Source organism: Acinetobacter sp. YH16038, assembly GCF_013417275.1.
Lineage (GTDB): Bacteria > Pseudomonadota > Gammaproteobacteria > Pseudomonadales > Moraxellaceae > Acinetobacter.
Genome location: NZ_VPEG01000004.1, coordinates 138,649 through 157,367, shown reverse-complemented (window position 1 = coordinate 157,367; position 18,719 = coordinate 138,649). Strand labels below are relative to the sequence as shown.

The 18,719-nt window shown below is 44.2% G+C and carries 14 protein-coding genes; 7 read left to right on the top strand and 7 right to left on the bottom strand.

All coding sequences use genetic code 11. From position 1 onward, the window contains the following. Positions 1 to 589: 589 nt before the first annotated feature. From FTV34_RS02180 to FTV34_RS02165, 4 genes are all read right to left on the bottom strand, one after another. Positions 590 to 826 carry a hypothetical protein gene (locus FTV34_RS02180; protein ID WP_180068670.1) on the bottom strand — a complete coding sequence of 79 codons (237 nt, stop codon included), beginning with the start codon at positions 824 to 826 and terminating at the stop codon, positions 590 to 592. Positions 827 to 1,105: 279 nt separating this feature from the next. After that, complete coding sequence (ilvC, locus tag FTV34_RS02175; protein WP_005232140.1) at positions 1,106 to 2,122, bottom strand: ketol-acid reductoisomerase; 1,017 nt, start codon at positions 2,120 to 2,122, stop codon at positions 1,106 to 1,108. A 107-nt stretch (positions 2,123 to 2,229) separates the two neighbouring features. Next, positions 2,230 to 2,721 carry an acetolactate synthase small subunit gene (ilvN, locus tag FTV34_RS02170; RefSeq protein ID WP_004782091.1) on the bottom strand — a complete coding sequence of 164 codons (492 nt, stop codon included), beginning with the start codon at positions 2,719 to 2,721 and terminating at the stop codon, positions 2,230 to 2,232. Beyond that, complete coding sequence (locus tag FTV34_RS02165; RefSeq protein WP_004782089.1) at positions 2,718 to 4,445, bottom strand: acetolactate synthase 3 large subunit; 1,728 nt, start codon at positions 4,443 to 4,445, stop codon at positions 2,718 to 2,720. Before FTV34_RS02165 ends, ilvN begins: the two co-directional genes overlap by 4 nt. 681 nt (positions 4,446 to 5,126) lie before the next feature. Between FTV34_RS02165 and FTV34_RS02160 the strand changes: the two genes are divergently transcribed. From FTV34_RS02160 to holA, 4 genes are all read left to right on the top strand, one after another. Further along, complete coding sequence (locus FTV34_RS02160; RefSeq protein ID WP_180068668.1) at positions 5,127 to 5,477, top strand: DUF4124 domain-containing protein; 351 nt, start codon at positions 5,127 to 5,129, stop codon at positions 5,475 to 5,477. Between the two features lie 122 nt (positions 5,478 to 5,599). Further along, positions 5,600 to 8,236, top strand: coding sequence for a leucine--tRNA ligase (leuS, locus tag FTV34_RS02155; RefSeq protein ID WP_180068667.1), 2,637 nt, complete (start codon positions 5,600 to 5,602; stop codon positions 8,234 to 8,236). Between the two features lie 278 nt (positions 8,237 to 8,514). Further along, positions 8,515 to 9,048, top strand: a complete 534-nt coding sequence (lptE, locus tag FTV34_RS02150) for an LPS assembly lipoprotein LptE (RefSeq protein ID WP_166136360.1) — start codon at positions 8,515 to 8,517, stop codon at positions 9,046 to 9,048. Between the two features lie 9 nt (positions 9,049 to 9,057). Continuing rightward, positions 9,058 to 10,056 carry a DNA polymerase III subunit delta gene (holA, locus tag FTV34_RS02145; RefSeq protein WP_180068665.1) on the top strand — a complete coding sequence of 333 codons (999 nt, stop codon included), beginning with the start codon at positions 9,058 to 9,060 and terminating at the stop codon, positions 10,054 to 10,056. On the opposite strand, the gene FTV34_RS02140 is transcribed toward holA, so the two are convergent. After that, positions 10,053 to 10,502, bottom strand: coding sequence for a bacteriohemerythrin (locus FTV34_RS02140; RefSeq protein ID WP_166136355.1), 450 nt, complete (start codon positions 10,500 to 10,502; stop codon positions 10,053 to 10,055). The two genes, holA and FTV34_RS02140, sit on opposite strands and share 4 nt — an antisense overlap. A 601-nt stretch (positions 10,503 to 11,103) precedes the next feature. On the opposite strand from FTV34_RS02140, the gene FTV34_RS02135 reads away from it, so the two are divergent. Genes FTV34_RS02135 through FTV34_RS02125 form a run of 3 tightly spaced genes read left to right on the top strand, consistent with a single transcriptional unit; the run spans position 11,104 to position 15,879 of the window. Then, the gene (locus FTV34_RS02135) at positions 11,104 to 12,477 is read left to right on the top strand and encodes a MacA family efflux pump subunit (protein WP_180068663.1); all 1,374 of its coding nucleotides are present in this window, start codon (positions 11,104 to 11,106) and stop codon (positions 12,475 to 12,477) included. A 2-nt stretch (positions 12,478 to 12,479) separates the two neighbouring features. After that, positions 12,480 to 14,456 (top strand): MacB family efflux pump subunit, encoded by a 1,977-nt coding sequence (locus FTV34_RS02130; protein ID WP_180068661.1) that lies wholly within the window; start codon positions 12,480 to 12,482, stop codon positions 14,454 to 14,456. A 10-nt stretch (positions 14,457 to 14,466) separates the two neighbouring features. Next, positions 14,467 to 15,879: an efflux transporter outer membrane subunit gene (locus FTV34_RS02125; protein WP_180068659.1), complete on the top strand. Its 1,413-nt coding sequence runs from the start codon at positions 14,467 to 14,469 to the stop codon at positions 15,877 to 15,879. Positions 15,880 to 15,935: 56 nt separating this feature from the next. On the opposite strand, the gene FTV34_RS02120 is transcribed toward FTV34_RS02125, so the two are convergent. Both FTV34_RS02120 and FTV34_RS02115 read right to left on the bottom strand, forming a co-directional pair. Further along, the gene (locus FTV34_RS02120) at positions 15,936 to 17,750 is read right to left on the bottom strand and encodes a tetratricopeptide repeat protein (RefSeq protein ID WP_180068658.1); all 1,815 of its coding nucleotides are present in this window, start codon (positions 17,748 to 17,750) and stop codon (positions 15,936 to 15,938) included. Between the two features lie 102 nt (positions 17,751 to 17,852). Next, complete coding sequence (locus tag FTV34_RS02115; RefSeq protein ID WP_004782076.1) at positions 17,853 to 18,623, bottom strand: ThiF family adenylyltransferase; 771 nt, start codon at positions 18,621 to 18,623, stop codon at positions 17,853 to 17,855. Positions 18,624 to 18,719: the final 96 nt, after the last annotated feature.

Below are 18,719 nucleotides of genomic sequence, written 5' to 3'. Positions count from 1 at the left end.
TTCAAATTGACACATGAGATAATCGCTATTCACCTTTTTAGTTTGTTAATGTCCGCATCCTTCTGTAATCGTTATAAATCGCTTAATTCAGACATCTAACAGATGAATTCTTGCCACTATCTCAACCTACTCAGCCAACCTGTCCAATCATGTTGCACCTGTAAATCAGTACGTCCATGATCATTAGCGATCACTGCTCCACCGCTGGCCATCGCCTCCTGCACTATATTTTTAACCTTTCAATCCGACCTATCCTTGAACTGTTAATAGATGATTTATTTGTACTGGTATTCATTGAAATACGTCTGGATCACTACATTAAATTCATTCTTTAGGAATATTTATCTAGCCTTCAACAAAACCTGAGAAGGCTCGAATGTGTTTCGAGTATAGTGCAGTTATAGCGCCCAAGACTTTGGTGAAAATGTATCTGTGAGCCACTTTCTGCCTTGGTCTTAATCAAAATTTGGTTATTCCCAAGCATTTAAAAGTTAATGAGATATAACTATCTATACTTTTGATCAAGTATGAAATTAAGGTGTGACCGTTTTATGAATTGATTTATGGGAGCTTAGCATTTTTTACATTATCAAACTTGCTGATGCTTTATGTCTGTTCCATCTACCTTTTCAACTTCTTTACTATACTTATGCTCAACTAATAACCGATTAAATACCTGATCCATGCCAATGAATTCAACTTGTAAAATAGTTGCCATTTTTGAATATGATTTATTTTTTTGAGATAACATTTTATCTTCAAATCCCCAGTCAACCAACAAAGCTGCTCTAAGCAATAAAATTAAAATTAAGACAGCTAACCACAAACTTAATGAAAGCCAACTACCACACAATACATCACGATAAATAATTGTTTGGATTTGCTGCCATGAAGTTTTGGTATTTTTTAATTCGAATGCATATTGCTCAAACTCTTGATCACCTACTCCTACTTCAGTCCAAGCATAGATATGATTTTCTATATTAAAAATTCAGTTCGATCTTTCATCTTATCTTTTTATATTTATTTAAATTATTATTCGACTATATAAAAAAACCCACTCTAGTGAGTGGGTTTTCGCATTCAAATCAAATGATCCAAGAAATTAGTTTTTCTCTTTATCAACGATTTTGTTTGCTTGGATCCAAGGCATCATTGCACGCAATTTAGCACCAGTTTGTTCGATACCGTGTGCAGCGTTTTGACGACGACGAGCAGTCATAGATGGGTAGTTCAACGCACCTTCCTGGATGAACATCTTCGCATATTCACCAGATTGGATACGTTTAAGCGCATTACGCATTGCTTCACGAGACTGTTCGTTGATTACTTCAACGCCAGTTACGTATTCGCCGTATTCAGCATTGTTAGATACTGAGTAGTTCATGTCAGCGATACCGCCTTCGAACATCAAGTCAACGATCAATTTAAGTTCGTGTAGACATTCGAAGTAAGCCATTTCAGGCGCATAACCAGCTTCAACCAGAGTTTCGAAGCCCATTTTAACCAGTTCAACAGCACCACCACAAAGAACCGCTTGCTCACCGAACAAGTCAGTTTCAGTTTCTTCACGGAAAGAAGTTTCGATGATACCAGTACGGCCACCACCTACGCCTGAAGCGTAAGAAAGCGCAACGTTACGTGCATTACCAGAAGCATCTTGGTGGATCGCGATTAAGTCAGGAACCCCTGAACCACGTTGGTATTCAGAACGTACAGTGTGACCAGGAGCTTTAGGCGCAACCATGATTACGTCTAGGTCTTTACGTGGAACAACTTGGTTGTAAAGAACAGAGAAACCGTGAGCAAATGCAAGAGTCGCGCCTTCTTTGATGTTTGGCTCGATCACGTCGCGGTAAAGTTGAGCTTGGAACTCATCTGGAGTCAAGATCATTACTACGTCAGCTTGAGCTACAGCAGCAGGAACTTCAGCAACTTTAAGACCAGCGTTTTCAGCTTTTTTCCAAGAAGTAGAATTCGCGCGTAGACCAACAGTTACGTCAACGCCAGAATCTTTAAGGTTAAGCGCGTGTGCGTGACCTTGTGAACCATAACCAATGATTGCTACTTTCTTAGATTGGATAATAGATAAGTCGCAGTCTTTATCGTAAAAAATTTGCATTGCTGTCTCCGCTTAAATGCTTGTGTGTCCGTTTCATCAGGCAATGATCCTTGATCACATTGCCTGAAGCCCCCTTCTTATTAGAATGAGGAAATAATTTAAAAAATTTAGATGGTTAGTACTTTTTCGCCGCGTGCGATACCTGATACGCCTGAACGCACCACTTCCAAAATCGTGTTTTCTGCTAATGCATCAATAAAACCGTCGATTTTTTCAGTCGTACCCGCGATTTGAATCGTGTAAGTTGTTGGTGTTACGTCAACCACCTGACCACGGAAAATATCGGTCGTACGTTTGATTTCATCACGGGTTGCGCCTAAAGCTTTCACTTTGATCAGCATCAATTCACGTTCAATGTGTGCACCTTCAGACAGATCCACCACTTTAACCACTTCTACCAGCTTGTTCAGCTGTTTAGTGATCTGTTCGATCTTGTGATCATCACCATAAGTCGTCAAAGTCAGACGTGAAAGTGTTGGGTCTTCAGTTGGCGCAACGTTCAATGTTTCAATGTTGTAGCCGCGTTGTGAGAATAAACCCACCAAGCGAGAAAGCGCGCCTGCTTCGTTTTCTACGAGTACAGAGATAATATGTCTCATTTCGTGCGCTCCCCTTTTGCTAACCACATATCCTGCATCGATTGACCCGCAACTAGCATTGGATATACGTGTTCTGTACGGTCAACCATTACGTTAATAAATACGCACTTATCATTGATTGCCATCGCTTCTTCAAGCTTAGACTCAAGCTCGTCCGCATGGTCAATCTGAATACCCACATGACCATAAGCTTCCATCAATTTTGCAAAGTCAGGTAAAGACTCTACATAAGAGCTAGAGTGACGGCCTTCGTAGTTCATGTCCTGCCACTGTTTCACCATACCCAAGGCACGGTTGTTCAGGCACAGGATTTTCACGTTCAAGCCATATTGCTTACAGGTAGAAAGTTCCTGGATACACATCTGAATCGATGCTTCACCAGTAATACAAACTACTTGCTGATCCGGGAATGCAAGCTTAGCCGCCATTGCATATGGCAGACCAACACCCATCGTACCTAGACCACCAGAGTTGATCCATTGACGAGGACGCTTATAGCGATAGTGCAACGCGCCGAACATCTGGTGCTGACCAACGTCAGACGTGATGATCGCTTCGCCATTGGTGACTTTGTCTAGAGCACGAACCACTTGCTGAGGCTTCATTGAGCCATCAGTCGGTACATCGAACTTCAAACCATGAACCTGACGCCATTCATCAATCTGTTTCCACCATGCCGCAATCGCTTCAGGATTTGGCTTGGACACATTCATTTGCTTCAACTGGTTCAGCATTTCGTTCAGCACAGGTTCTACTGCACCCACGATTGGAATGTGCGCCATGATGGTTTTAGAAATGGTCGCCGGATCGATGTCAATGTGAATGACTTTGGCATTCGGACAGAATTTCGCCGGGTTATTGGTTACACGGTCATCGAAACGCGCGCCTACACACAGAATCACGTCTGCATTGTGCATGGTCATGTTGGCTTCGTAAGTTCCGTGCATACCCAACATGCCGATGAATTGTGGATCATCGCCCGGGAATGCGCCAAGACCCATCAGGGTATTCGTAACTGGGTAACCCAATAGATGTGCAAGCTCAGTTAATTGTGCTGAAGCATTGCCCTGAACCACACCACCGCCTGAGTAAATGACTGGGCGTTTCGCATGAATCAGTTCATCAATCGCTTTACGGATTTGACCTGAGTGACCACGATATGGTGGTTGATACGAACGCATCTTCACTTTTTCAGGATATTCGTAAGCAAATTTCTCTGCTGGGTTGGTTGCATCTTTAGGAATATCAACTACGACTGGACCTGGACGGCCAGATGACGCGATATAGAATGCTTTTTTGATAATTGAAGGAATTTCGCTGGCATGGCGAACCTGGAAGCTGTGCTTCACGATTGGGCGAGAAATACCGACCATATCAGTTTCTTGGAACGCATCCTCACCGATCAAATGGCTTGCAACCTGACCAGACAGGATCACCATTGGAATGGAGTCCATATAAGCCGTTGCAATTGGAGTAACGGTATTGGTCGCGCCTGGACCAGAAGTGACCAGCACAACACCAGTTTTACCTGTTACGCGTGAGTAAGCATCCGCCATGTGACCGGCAGCTTGTTCGTGACGTACGAGGTAATGATTAATTTTGTCTTGTTGAAATAGCGCATCATAAATATGCAGTACTGCGCCGCCTGGATATCCAAAAACATGTTCAACGCCTTCATCCGCTAATGCGCGAACGAGCATTTCACCACCAGATAGAAGTTCCAACGTGATTCACCCTATATTATTCACTGCACAAATGGGAGGCATTTGCAGTGTTCATTCATTAACTGTCTGCACTGTTATAGCACACAAATTTGATAGTTTTCAAAGCAATAGGAATAAAAATCCGATCTACCTGCTGTTCGAGCAATACAAGATCTAAAACATGTTGGGGTAAACATATTTTGTTCGCTTTGTTCAATTTTTCGGCTAGAAAAATTGCCCATTGCATGACATGACACTTATTCGAAGGGTGATCGATCTAAGGCATATAAAACTATTGCTGCATTCTTGTGTTTTCAGCCTTTAAAGTCAAGTTTAAAAAACAGGCTATTATTGTTTATACGTCTAAAATTTGCTGCTTTTACAGACAATTTCGACTTTAACTCTGGGTTTTAGCTTTAAAATTTAAATTTAAATCAATAAATTTCATACACTTAAAACTTTAATTTTATAAATTTTTAATATGTCTTATATAAAAAAATTGAATGAATTTTAAAGAAATTCAATGCAACTGTTTATAAATAAATTTCTTTTTATATAAAATTACTCTTTTTAGGTATCAGCTCAGAACGTTAAGACCGCTATTGATCACAAAATTAATTGAATTAAAAATCATCTTATGGCAAAAAATTCTCTACAATAACAACCCTATTTAACCGCTTGAAATTTTCAGGACTTTTACTCATGAAAAGATCTTTCCTGACCGCATTAAGTTTTACCACTACGCTTGTTTTAGGTGTAGCAAGCAGCTCTGCTTTAGCGATTGAATATTATAAATGGGTCGATGCCAAAGGCGTGACTCACTATACCAAAACCCCGCCTCCTAAAAATGCCAAGCATAAAAGCAAAGTAGAAACCTATGGCTGGACCAATTCCGCGCCTACTCCAGCAAGAACAACCGAAAATGAGAACCGGACCGAAACGGGTAACTCAAACTCATCTGCACCTGTGCCTGTCGTTTCTGAAAATGAGCAGCAACAGCGTGAAGCCAATGAAGCTTTACAACGTGGTCAGTCTGAGCGTGTAGCCTTCTAATCATACTCGTCTGCCAATTTAGATTTTTCCTGCAGAATACCATCCGCAAAATTCACTTTTAGGTGCATTTTGCGCTATGCTGTGCCTTATATTTTTTTTAACCGTTCTCTTGTATTACGTATATGACTACTCACATTGACTCAGAATATCAAGCCAGTGCGATTGAACCTCAAGTCCAGCAGGACTGGGAATCTCGCAAAGCCTTTAAAGTTGCCGACACTGTAGAAGGTCCACGTCGTTATATCCTCTCGATGTTCCCTTACCCAAGTGGCAAACTGCATATGGGTCATGTGCGTAACTATACCATTGGTGACGTGATCAGCCGCTTTCACCGTTTAAAAGGTGAAACTGTATTACAACCCATGGGTTGGGATGCTTTCGGTCTTCCTGCGGAAAACGCTGCAATTGCACACCAGGTCGCTCCTGCAAAATGGACTTTCGAAAATATTGATTACATGCGTAATCAGTTGAAGAAACTTGGCCTGTCTGTAGATTGGGATCGTGAATTCGCAACCTGCACACCAGAATACTATCGCTGGGAACAATGGCTATTCGTTCAGCTTTATAAAAAAGGCCTGATCTACCGTAAACTTTCTACAGTCAACTGGGACCCAGTAGACCAAACAGTTCTTGCCAATGAACAGGTTGAAAATGGTCGCGGCTGGCGTTCAGGTGCATTGGTTGAGAAACGTGATATTCCAATGTACTACTTCCGCATCACTGATTATGCGCAAGAATTACTGGACGATCTTGAAACATTAAAAGACGGCTGGCCACAACAAGTCCTGACCATGCAACGCAACTGGATTGGTCGCTCACAAGGTATGGAAATCACCTTCCCTTCAGCGAATCCAGACGTGTATGCAGACGGTTTAACTGTATTTACCACGCGTGCCGACACATTGATGGGTGTGACCTATGTTGCTGTGGCAGCAGAACATCCAATGGCGCTAAAAGCAGCTGCCCTCCAATCAGAAGCAGGCAATCCTGAACTTCAAGCATTCATCGAAGAATGCCGTATGGGTTCTGTGGCAGAAGCGGATCTTGCGACTGCTGAGAAGAAAGGCATGGCAACAGGTCTTTCTGTGAAACACCCTGTAACAGGTGAAGAAGTTCCAGTCTGGATCGCAAACTACGTGCTTATGTCTTACGGTTCAGGTGCGGTGATGGCGGTGCCTTCACATGATGAACGTGACTTCGAATTTGCCAATAAATATGGCTTAACCATCAAGCAAGTGATTGATGCCAAAGGTGCAGAAGATACAGACTTTGACGCAACTCAATGGCAAGAATGGTACGGCTCTAAAGACGGTAAACTGGTTAATTCAGGCGAATTTGACGGTTTAGACTTCCAAGGCGCATTTGATGCATTCTTGGCGAAACTTGAACCACAAGGTCTTGCGAATGTAAAAGTTCAATTCCGTCTACGTGACTGGGGTGTATCTCGTCAGCGTTATTGGGGTTGTCCAATTCCAATGATCAACTGTGACAAGTGCGGTCAAGTGCCGGTACCTGAAGATCAACTTCCTGTGGTACTTCCGACTGACGTTGTTCCAGACGGTTCAGGTAACCCACTGAACAAGATGCCTGAATTCTACGAAACCACTTGTCCTTGCTGTGGTGGCGATGCACGTCGTGAAACAGATACGCTCGACACCTTCGTAGAATCATCTTGGTACTATGCACGTTATGCATCTCCAGACTTTACTGATGGCATGGTAAAACCTGAAGCAGGTCAAACTTGGCTTCCTGTAAACCAATACATCGGTGGTGTTGAACACGCGATTCTGCACTTGCTCTATGCACGTTTCTTCCACAAATTGATGCGTGACGAAGGCGTGGTACAAGGTAACGAGCCGTTCACTAACTTGCTCACTCAAGGTATGGTGCTTGCGGATACTTATTACCGTGAGTCTGAGTCTGGCAAGAAAACCTGGTTCAACCCTGCCGACATCGAACTTGAGCGTGATGAGAAAGGTCGCATCACTTCTGCGAAATACAAAGGTGATGGTCAGGACGTCATTGTTGGCGGTCAGGAAAAAATGTCGAAATCGAAAAACAACGGTATCGACCCGCAAGCGATTATTGACCAATACGGCGCAGACACTGCACGTGTGTTCATGATGTTCGCAGCCCCACCTGATCAATCACTTGAATGGTCTGATGCCGGTGTTGAAGGTGCAAACCGCTTCCTGAAACGTGTATGGCGTTTGGCAACCGGTTTCCTTGAAAAAGGTAATACCGCGACTGACTTCGATAAAGCCGCTCTTTCTACAGCTGCGCAAGATTTACGCCGCAAGACTCACGAAACCATCCAGAAAGTGGGTGATGACATTGAACGTCGTCATGCATTTAACACTGCCATTGCAGCGATGATGGAACTGTTAAATGCGAACAACAAGTTTGAAGCGAAAGATGACAATGACGTTGCTGTAGCTCGTGAATCGATCACTACGCTTTTAACTTTGCTTGCACCATTTGCACCACACTTAAGCCAGACTTTATTGGCTCAGTTTGGAATCGAGTTAACTCAAGCGCAGTTCCCACAAGTGGATGAATCTGCATTGACTCGTAATACACAAACCATCGTGGTTCAGGTGAACGGTAAACTTCGTGGCAAACTTGAAGTGTCTGTGGATGCATCTAAAGATGACATTCTTGCTCAAGCCAAAGCATTGCCGGAAGTTCAGCAATTCTTGACTGGTCCAACCAAGAAAGAAATTGTGGTGCCGAATAAGTTAGTGAACTTGGTGGTTTAATTTCCTTGAAGCCTCCTTGAGCAAGATATAAAGCACTGCTTTATATTGAAGCGCAAGAAAGGGAGGTTTGGAGGGATTTAATCTCCCCTAACCCCTCTTTAATAAAGAGGGGGAATTCCCGTCCATATATAAAAAATGGGTTCTCCTCCCTTTTTTAAAGGGAGGTAGGGAGGGATTAAAAAACAATTCCAAACAAAGCCCGTTGCCAGCCAACGGGCTTTGACTTTACAATCCGGTTCAGGATTTCAAATATTTCCCCAAGGGAAAAGAGGATACTCATGCATTTAGGCAAACGTTTAGCAGCAATTGTTTTAACTTGTGGTCTAAGTGCAGGCCTCGTCGGCTGTGGCTTTCATTTAAAAGGAACCAATCCGAGTTCCGCACCTGTAGCTTACTCAGTCATGAGTCTGGCCCTCCCTGACAATACTGAAGATCTTCAGGAAAAACTGGCTGTTTACCTGGGTGCTGCTGGAGTACAGCTGAGTAATGCACCTGATGCTTATGTCTTACGTGTCCTAGATTACACCCCTCGCCGTTTAGAATTGAATGGCAAACTGGTGGAAACCTTATTGCGTCTGAATGTGACTTTCCGAATCGAAGATGCACAAGGCAATCCGGTGACTGAACCACGTACTGTGGTAGCAACTCGTACCTATCAATATGATATTGAAACCGTCAACACTGATGACCAGGAACAAAAATATTTAAACCAAGTCATTATTGATGACATTGCACAGCAAATTGCGCGTCAAATTTCATCGAATCGTTTGCCATTGGCAAAACCAGAAACTTCGACTCAACCAGCCCAATAAGACGACCCAATGAAACTTGACTACCTCCAGGCATTAAAACGTGTCAATGAAGCTCGCGGTGCCTGGGTGTTGCATGGTCAGGAGCCTTTACTGGAACAGAATCTGGTAGATGCTTTCCGTAGCAGCTGGCAAAACCGTGAAGTTGAACGCCAGCGTTATGATATTAGCTCTGCCTCTGACTGGAAAAATGTCTTTAATGCTTTAAACAGCCTGTCATTATTTTCTAGCCAACTGGCAATTGAAGTGCATGGCAATATCAAACCGGATGCCAGCGGTCTCAAACTATTAAAAAGCTATCTCCAACAGGACAGTGATAATCTGCTCTTGGTGGTCATGCCGAAGCAGGATGCCAGCAGCCTGAAATCCAGCTTTTTCCAGACCATTGATGCCAATGGCGTAAATGTATCGCTAGTGGCCAACTACCCAAAAGATCGTCAACAGATCCTCGGAATTGAAGCGGAAAAACTGGGAATTAAGCTGGCCAATGACGCCTGGCAATGGCTAGAGCAGCATCATGAGCACAATTTGCTGGCAGCCAAAAATAGCCTGATGCGCGTCGCAGATACCTTTGCTGAAGTAGATATTATCCAGATTGACCATCTATATGCCTGCTTGCAGGATCAGTCTCGTTACAGCACCTATGATCTGAGTGATGCCTTGCTCAATGGGAATTTGGCACAATCAATTAAGATCTTTCAGTATCTGATTGCCTCAGGTGAACCGATGAGCCTGATTTTGTGGAGTATCAGCAAAGAAATGCGTCTATTGATGCAATTATTTGAACAGCCACAAAATGCCTTACAAATCGGTATCTGGAAGACTAAAGTGAGCTTATATCAGCAAGCCTTGCGTCGTTTAAGTCCACAGCGCTTTTTAAGCTGGCCTCAGCTTTTGATCCGGATCGATGCTGCAATCAAAGGGATGTCCAGAGAGAACCCTGAACATCTGATCTTGCAGGCCATTGCTGAAATGTGCGGTCAAAGCTTGTTTGCATCTCCGAGTGCCTAACTAAAGAAACGCGCAAACCAGCCTTTGCCTTTTTTCTTCTCCTGCGTTCGCAGGTAGCTCAGCATATTGTCCCGTACTGCTTCTACATAATCCTGATCATCGTGCTGAATATGGTTGATGAGCCATTTGGACAGAAGACGATATAAATCTTTTTCAATGGACTGACCTTGCTCAAACTTCAGACGATAATCATTTAATTTTTTGACAAATAATTCATGTATGCCGCGATGTGAAGGCAAATATTGATAACTCACCTGTTCCAGCAGGTTTTCTTCAAAGCTGAAATGTGACTGGGTATAGTCAATTAAATCGTCTAAAACCTCCCGGATTTTATCGCGATCTCCGGTACTTTTGACCTGCTCTAAGGCATTTATATAGTCCAGAATCTGGCGATGTTGATGATCAATCACCTCAATTCCAATATTGTAACTTTCATTCCATTCCATCTATGAACCTCATCAATTTTCTTAGTAAAGTCGTATTATTTTTCCGCTCATTAAATGAGCATATTCTCTTAATAAATAAACCCATATTTTTTTTATGGAATTAAATATTACAAACTTTATTTGCTTAAATCTATATGTAAAACATAGATTTTTTAAATTTTAATAGAACATATCATTCGAAAAATTAGATTAAAAAATAAAAGAGGTTGGCTTTAGCGCAGAATTATTTTTACAACAAATATCATTAAAAACTTCCATGATATTGAGCAGCACTATGGCGTATTTTTATCAGCAATTTAGTGGCCAGCTTTTTGCATGCAGTCTATCTGAGAAGTACTTTATACTCCCATGAAGTTTTAATTGATTCATCATATGATCAATATTTTTTGGATAGCTAAATCGTATAAAATTTCACCTAAAAAAGATAACTCTAATAGGAGCAGTTCAATGAATCCCTTATATAAAATCAGGTTTTATCTTATATGCTTTTTTAGACCAGGCAGTGGAAAATAGTTCTCATTTTAAATAAAAAAAATTCACGTTTTATCCTAATTTCGCTTTTATAATCAACTGTTATCCTACGACCCGAATCTGAATCCATATGCCAAAAATAAAACCTACGAAACTCATTATGGCGATTGTAATTACCATCCTGGTGGCAGTCACTGCCTGGTATTTTCTGAAACCAAAAGAGCAGCAGCCACAATACATTACAGCTGAAGTGACCCAAGGGGATATTGAAAATTCGGTACTAGCAACTGGTGTACTTGAAGCCACCAAAATGGTCAGTGTCGGTGCTCAGGTTTCGGGTCAGGTTAAAAAAATGTATGTGCAACTCGGCGATCAGGTCAAACAAGGCCAACTGATTGCCCGAATTGACTCTGTTCGTCAGGAAAATGATTTAAAGACTGCTGAAGCCAGCATTAAAAACCAGATGGCACAGCTTGCCGTGAAACAGGCCAACCTTGCCAAGGTGGAAGCCGAGTATAAGCGTCAGCAAGCCATGTATGCCCAAGATGCAACCTCGCGTTCAGAACTGGAATCTGCATTAGCCAGCTACAAAACCGCTCAGGCAGATATCACTGCGATTAATGCACAGATTGAGCAGTCACGTTTAACCTTGGCAACCGCGAAAGAAGATCTCGGTTATACCCAAATCGTGGCACCCATGGATGGAACTATCGTAGCGATCGTGACTGAAGAAGGTCAGACTGTAAACGCCAATCAAAGCGCACCAACGATTGTGAAACTGGCACAACTGGATACCATGACGATTAAGGCTGAGATTTCCGAAGCCGATGTCATGAAAGTTCAGGAAGGCCAAACAGTGTACTTCACTACTTTGGGTAATACTGATAAGAAAATTTACGCCAAACTTCGTCAGGTTGAACCTGCACCAAATTCAATTAATACCGAAACCAATACTTCAAGCTCAACTTCAGGCTCTGCAGTGTATTACAACGCCCTGTTTGATGTACCGAATGAAGATGGCAAGCTGCGTATTGATATGACGGCGCAAGTCTATATTGTTCTTGATGAAGCACGTAATGTACTGACTGTTCCAGCGGCTGCCATTCAAGGTTCAAACCGTCCACAACGTCCGAATCGTGGTGAAGGCTCTCGCGGCGCCGGTGACCCATCTGCACGTGGCGAAGGTCAGGATCAAGCCCGTGGCGATAGTAAACGTCTGGAAGGTGACCGTCCTCCTCGCTTAGAACTTTCTGATGCTGAACGTGCCCTGATTGAACAAGGCAAAGCTCAGCGTGCCATGGTTCGTGTATTGCAGGCAGACGGAACAGCAAAACCAACCCCTGTCCTGATTGGTCTGAATAACCGTGTAACCGCACAAGTGATCAAAGGCTTGAAACGTGGTGATCAGGTTGTGATTGCAGATGGCTCTGATACTTCTAATGACGGTGCTAAACGTGGCGGCAGTGGCCGTGGTCCTGGTGGCGCCGGCCCAATGAGAATGTAAGCATGAATCAACAACAGCAACCTCTACTCGAGGTCAAGAATCTGGTTCGTGAATTCCCTGCGGGTGAAAGCACGGTCCAGATTTTAAAAGGGGTCAATCTGGAGATTTATCCGGGCGAACTGGTCGCCATTGTCGGTCAGTCCGGTTCGGGTAAATCCACCCTGATGAATATTCTGGGCTGTCTGGATAAGCCGACCAAGGGCAGCTATAAAGTTAAAGGCCGTGAAACCCGCGAACTTGAAGCTGATGAACTAGCGCAGTTACGTCGTGAATATTTCGGCTTTATTTTCCAGCGTTATCATCTGCTCAGTGATTTAAGTGCGGCAGGTAACGTCGAAGTTCCTGCAATTTATGCCGGTGCAGATTCAGATACCCGTCACGAACGTGCTGTCAAATTACTGACTGATTTGGGCTTGGGTGAAAAAACCCAGAACCGTCCGAGTCAATTGTCTGGTGGTCAGCAGCAGCGTGTTTCGATTGCCCGTGCCCTGATGAATGGCGGTGACGTGATTCTTGCCGACGAACCAACCGGTGCACTCGACAAGAATAGCGGTATTGAAGTGATGCGGATTCTGCGTGAGCTGAATGCCAAAGGTCATACCATTATTCTGGTCACACATGATCATAACGTGGCAAAAAATGCGACGCGTATTATCGAGATTTCAGACGGGAATATTATTTCAGATAAACCGAATGTGCCTGAAGTTGATGATGGTTTCGAGAAAGAAAATCTGGTTCGAAATGAACAGAAGAAAATCTCGAGCTGGCGTTCCGCGGTAGACCGTCTCGGTGAAGCTTTCCGTATGGCTTTATTGGCCATGAATGCACACCGGATGCGGACCTTCCTGACCATGCTCGGCATCATTATCGGGATCGCGTCGGTGGTCTCGGTCGTTGCGCTCGGTAACGGTTCACAAAAGCAGATTCTGGAGAATATCAGCAGTCTCGGGACCAATACCATTACCGTGTTCCAGGGCCGGGGCTTCGGTGATAATTCACGATCCTCCCAATCCAAGACCCTGATTCCCGCTGATGCAGATGCACTGGCAGAACAGCCTTATGTGGATGGAGTCAGCCCATCGGTCAACAGCAGTGTCACTGGACGCTTCAAAGAGATCGAAGCATCGACCACTGTCAACGGCGTTAGTGAAGACTTCTTCTATGTTAAAGGTATGACCTTTAAATCAGGTCAGCCATTTGATAAGGAAAGTATCACTGAACAGGCGCAGGATGTGGTGATTGATACCAACACCCAAAATACTTTCTTTGCGGATGGCACCAATCCTGTCGGTCAGGTACTGCTCTTAGGCAGTGTACCGAGCCGGGTGATTGGCGTCATTGATGCGCAAAAAGGCATGATGGGAAATAATGATAGCCTGAATGTCTATCTGCCCTACTCTACGGTCATGAGCCGTATGCTGGGTCAACCGAATGTGCGTCAGATCATTGTCCGCATTAAGGATGAATATCCAAGCGCAGCCGCGGAAAATGCCATTTTGATTTTACTGGTCCAACGTCACGGTGCGCAGGATGTGTTTACGCAAAATGCAGACAGTATCCGTGAAACGATTCAGCAAACGACTCAAACCATGACCTTGCTGATCTCTGCGATTGCGGTGATTTCTCTGGTCGTCGGTGGTATCGGCGTAATGAATATTATGCTGGTTTCCGTGACTGAACGTACTCAGGAAATCGGGGTACGGATGGCGGTCGGTGCGCGCCAAAGTGACATTCTGCAGCAGTTCCTGATTGAAGCTGTTCTGGTTTGTATTCTGGGCGGTATTTTAGGCGTATTGCTGTCACTCGGTATCGGTCAGCTGATTACCCATTTTGCTGGAGGAACCTTCCAGATGGCATACTCGACCACATCGATTGTCGCGGCCTTTGTCTGCTCAAGCCTGATCGGTATTGTGTTCGGCTTTATCCCGGCACGTAATGCAGCCCGTTTGAATCCGGTCGATGCACTTTCTCGAGAATAAGGAATCTGATATGCATACTCTTACCAAACTTGCCAGTGCCCTGATTCTAGGGAGTTCATTGGTTGGCTGTGCGGCCGTGGTGAAAACGCCGTATGAACAGCCTGCTGTACAGGTGCCTAACAACTTTCAAAACAGTAAAGCTGTAAGCCAGCAAATCCATGCTGATATTCTGGCAGATCAATGGTGGACTCTATTTAAAGATCCGCAATTGAATAATCTGGTGAATGACGTACTGGCAGCCAATAGTGATCTGGCCGTTGCCGGGATCAATTTACAGCAAGCCCGTATTCAGGCCAGACAAACACAAAGCCAGCAAGGTGTACGTATCAGTGATGCGGGGTTAACCACGCGTAGAAGCTTTGATCTGGAAGATGGCAGCAGTTCATCCGGCTTTGGGGTTAATTTCCCTGGCTTAAGCTATGAACTGGATCTGTTCGGTAAACTGGCCAATCAGACTGAAGCAGCACGCTGGGAAACCCTGGCATCTGAAGAAGACTTGCAAGCGACTGCACAAAGTCTGATTGGTACGACTGCTCAACTGTACTGGCAGCTGGGTTATCTAAATGAACGTTATAGCGTGGTTCAACAAAACCTAGCGACTGCACAGCGTACCTATGATCTGGTCAATGTCCAGTATCGTGCCGGTGCTGTGTCTGGTTTGGATTTAACTCAGGCTGAACAGGCGATCCAAAGCCAGCAAGCGACCTTAAGTCAGATTGAGCAGCAACGTGTGGAAACACGTACGGCGCTGGCAGTACTCATGAATATGCCTGTGCAACAGCTTTCGATTCAGGAACCGAAACGTTTACCGAATATTGCTTTACCGTCGATTGAAGCTGGCTTGCCTGCTAGCCTTCTCTCCCGCCGTCCTGACTTGAGAGCTACTGAATTACGTTTGCGTAAAGCCTTGGCCAACAAGGATGCCAATAAAGCCAGTTATTATCCTTCGATCAGCCTGACTGGCAGCCTAAGTACCGGCGTGGGCACCAGTTCATCATTGTCAGATACACTTAAAAATCCGGTGGCGACCTTAGGTGCTGGACTCAGCCTGCCATTCCTGCAATGGAATGACATGAAGCGTGATTTGCAGGTGAATGAACTGGAATATGAAAAAGCGATTATCCAGTATCGTCAGACCATGTATGAAGCTTTTGCCGATGTAGAGAATGCCTTGTCTAATCGTACTGAACTCACCAAACAGGTTGCGTTACAACAGCGTAACGTTGAACTGGCTGAACGTACTGAACGTTTGACCGAAGTGCGTTATCGTAATGGTGCAGTAGCATTGAAAAATCTGCTGGATGCACAGGAAACTACGCGGAATGCCCGTCTGTCTTTGGTGCAAACCCGACAAAGCCAATACAATGCTTATGTGACCCTGATGCAAGCTTTGGGTGGTAGCCCGATCAAACAACTACCTTAAGCAATATATTTGACTCAAAAAAGACCGCTGTTAGTCAGCGGTTTTTTTATTGAAGTTTACATATGCAGATAAGCATTTACATTGTTGAGCTGTTCAATAGAAGGCTCATGTCCTAACAGACTGCCTTTTTCTAGCCATTGACGGGCAATTGCAATATCACGTTCTACACCAATGCCTTTGGTATATAAGCGCCCCAGATGACTATAAGCATCAGCATTCACCTGCGCAGCCGCTTTACGATAGCACTGGATTGCCTGATCCAAATTGGCTTCAATGCCAATTCCTTGTTCCAAAGCCTCACCTAAAGCATTTAGTGCGAGACCATTATGCTGGCTCGCAGCCTGTTCCAGATATTTCAGTCCTAAAGCCGTATCCTGCTCCACCTTTTTGCCCTTTAAATACATTAAGCCTAATTCGGTCTGGGCTTGTGCATTGCCCAATTGAGCTGCCTGATGCAGATAACGTTTGGCCTGTTCCTCATTCACTTCAAAGACTGGATAAAAACCAGAATATGCTTGATACAGATACCAGGCAGCCTTACTTGATCCTTTCGCCACCGCCTGATTCAAATATTGAATTGCCTTTTCTCGGGTCGGCAGCGGATATTCAGGCAAGCCATAAAAACGTCCCACTATATAAATCAGATCAGCTTCAGACTGTGCTGCAAGTTGCTCTTGCTGTGCGATTGCCTGAATCATTTGGGTAGCTTTAGTCGTATCCTTGGCTACCCCTACTCCGTTTAAATAGCAGAGCGCCACGCCCATCTGGCTAAAACCATGATCAGGATCGCTTTGCAATGCATGTTGATAGAGTTCAAACGCTTTCTCCAGTTCATGTGCGACCAGATAGGATTCAAAATATAGTGCGGCAATCAGACTCAAGGCCTGTGGATGCCGGGTTTGTGCTGCTTCAGACCAGTAGCGAAATGCCATGGTTTCATTTTTTTGTACATACCAGCCATGAAAATAAGCCAGACCGATCAGGGTTTTGGCCTGTGCATCTTTATGTTCTTTGGACTGCTGTAATAGATGCTGAAACACCCGTTGACGTTGATCAGGATCAATAGTACCGAGTAACACGCCGGCATAGTAATCATATAAACCACTCTGATCACCGAGATGAATACAGCGTTTAATGAAACTCAAAGCCTGCTGTTGATCTTTGGGCAAGATTTTGCCATTTGCATAGGCTTCGGCAATATCCTGATTGGCCGCCAAGTGGTCCTGCTGTGCTGCCAGAAACAGATAGTGAATACCCAGACTTAAATCTTGCGCTGCACCATCCGCCAAATAATATTGGGCTAACTGATACTGTGAATTGGCATGTCCCTGCTCGGCATTTTGGATTAACAGTTGCAGACGTTGCTGTTCTGCAGTGTCATGGTCAGATTCAGCCAGCTCAGTGATGCGATACTGCGCATCCAGATGACCACGCGCGACCGCATGCCGATACCAGTACAAGGCTTTTTCAGGATCATTTAATTGGTATTGATGACCATCATAGATCTGGCCTAAATGATAGGCCGCATCCTCACCACCTAAACTATAAGCTTTTTCAAGAAAACTAATCGCTTTTTCTGTGCTCTGCTCACAGCCCTGTCCGTTTAAGTGCATTAGGGCCATGCCCACATAAGCCTGCGGCAATTCCTGCTGTTGGGCTAGCCCCTGATAAATCTGATAGGCACGTTCATAGTCCGGGTGATGCGGATCCGTACTTAGACGGGTTGCATATTTCAATTGAGCATCAATCTGCTCAATCCATAGATCATGATGCACGGCTTTGGCCTGATCACGTTTCACCGGATCAGGACGTTTCCACATCCAGATTGCTAAAGCCCCAATCCCCAAAACCAGCACTAGCAGAAACCACATAGCTGCTCCAAAACCAAAAGATTGTTTTTGTTATATGTATAAAAATTCATTTTAAACTTAGCATAAAAAAAAGCACAGATCGTGTGCTTTTTTTTGACTCAATCAGGCTTTCAGTCTTTTACTATCGAGCTTTTTCAATACTTCCGATACCGCAACCATGGCGAAGCTAGATGTCACTACCACTGCAGACCCATAACCACCACAGCGTAAGCCTGCGCTTGCACAAACATCTGCACTCGAGAATGGATTATCGATAGAGTAGACACAAGTGATGCCAAATTTTTCTTTTGGCTTTTTACAGATGCCTTTAGCACGTAATTGCGCACGTAATTTTGCCAGCATTGGATCCTGTTCGGTTCTGGATAAATCGGCTACCCGGATTTTTAAGGGATCCAGTTTACCGCCTGCTCCACCGGATACAATCAATGGAACCTTGTTAAAACGGCAATGCAGCATCAAGGCAAATTTCGCTTTGACGTCATCGATACAGTCCAGAATGATGTCAGGATTTCCTGACAGAATTTCTTTCACATTTTCTGGCGTCAGATAATCGTCAATCAGATTGATCTTGATGCGTGGATTAATCGAACGGCAGCGTTCTGCCATGATTTCGATTTTTTCACATCCTAGTGTCGCCGTCATAGCTGGTAACTGACGGTTAATATTCGATGCTGCGACCACATCCATATCGACCAGTGTGAGCTCACCAATCCCGGTACGTGCCAATGCTTCGACTGCCCATGAACCAACACCGCCAATTCCGATCACCATCACGTGACTGTTTTCATAATGATGAAAGCTATCGTCACCATAAATTTTGGCTACACCCGCAAAACGGCGGTCATACTCATCATCTTGAAGCAGATCAGTCATAGGTCATCAATAGCAAGAAAAACACCAGAGCATTTTAGCAAAATCATGGACACTTTACTGCCATTAAAATCCAGATACAAAATCAGTTAAAAAAGC

Bases quoted from the DNA above. Each gene is read 5' to 3' on its own strand.
- ilvC (WP_005232140.1), bottom strand. From the start codon at position 2,122: ATGCAAATTTTTTACGATAAAGACTGCGACTTATCTATTATCCAATCT.
- ilvN (WP_004782091.1), bottom strand. From the start codon at position 2,721: ATGAGACATATTATCTCTGTACTCGTAGAAAACGAAGCAGGCGCGCTT.
- FTV34_RS02160 (WP_180068668.1), top strand. From the start codon at position 5,127: ATGAAAAGATCTTTCCTGACCGCATTAAGTTTTACCACTACGCTTGTT.
- leuS (WP_180068667.1), top strand. From the start codon at position 5,600: ATGACTACTCACATTGACTCAGAATATCAAGCCAGTGCGATTGAACCT.
- lptE (WP_166136360.1), top strand. From the start codon at position 8,515: ATGCATTTAGGCAAACGTTTAGCAGCAATTGTTTTAACTTGTGGTCTA.
- holA (WP_180068665.1), top strand. From the start codon at position 9,058: ATGAAACTTGACTACCTCCAGGCATTAAAACGTGTCAATGAAGCTCGC.
- FTV34_RS02140 (WP_166136355.1), bottom strand. From the start codon at position 10,502: ATGGAATGGAATGAAAGTTACAATATTGGAATTGAGGTGATTGATCAT.
- FTV34_RS02135 (WP_180068663.1), top strand. From the start codon at position 11,104: ATGCCAAAAATAAAACCTACGAAACTCATTATGGCGATTGTAATTACC.
- FTV34_RS02130 (WP_180068661.1), top strand. From the start codon at position 12,480: ATGAATCAACAACAGCAACCTCTACTCGAGGTCAAGAATCTGGTTCGT.
- FTV34_RS02125 (WP_180068659.1), top strand. From the start codon at position 14,467: ATGCATACTCTTACCAAACTTGCCAGTGCCCTGATTCTAGGGAGTTCA.
- FTV34_RS02120 (WP_180068658.1), bottom strand. From the start codon at position 17,750: ATGTGGTTTCTGCTAGTGCTGGTTTTGGGGATTGGGGCTTTAGCAATC.
- FTV34_RS02115 (WP_004782076.1), bottom strand. From the start codon at position 18,623: ATGACTGATCTGCTTCAAGATGATGAGTATGACCGCCGTTTTGCGGGT.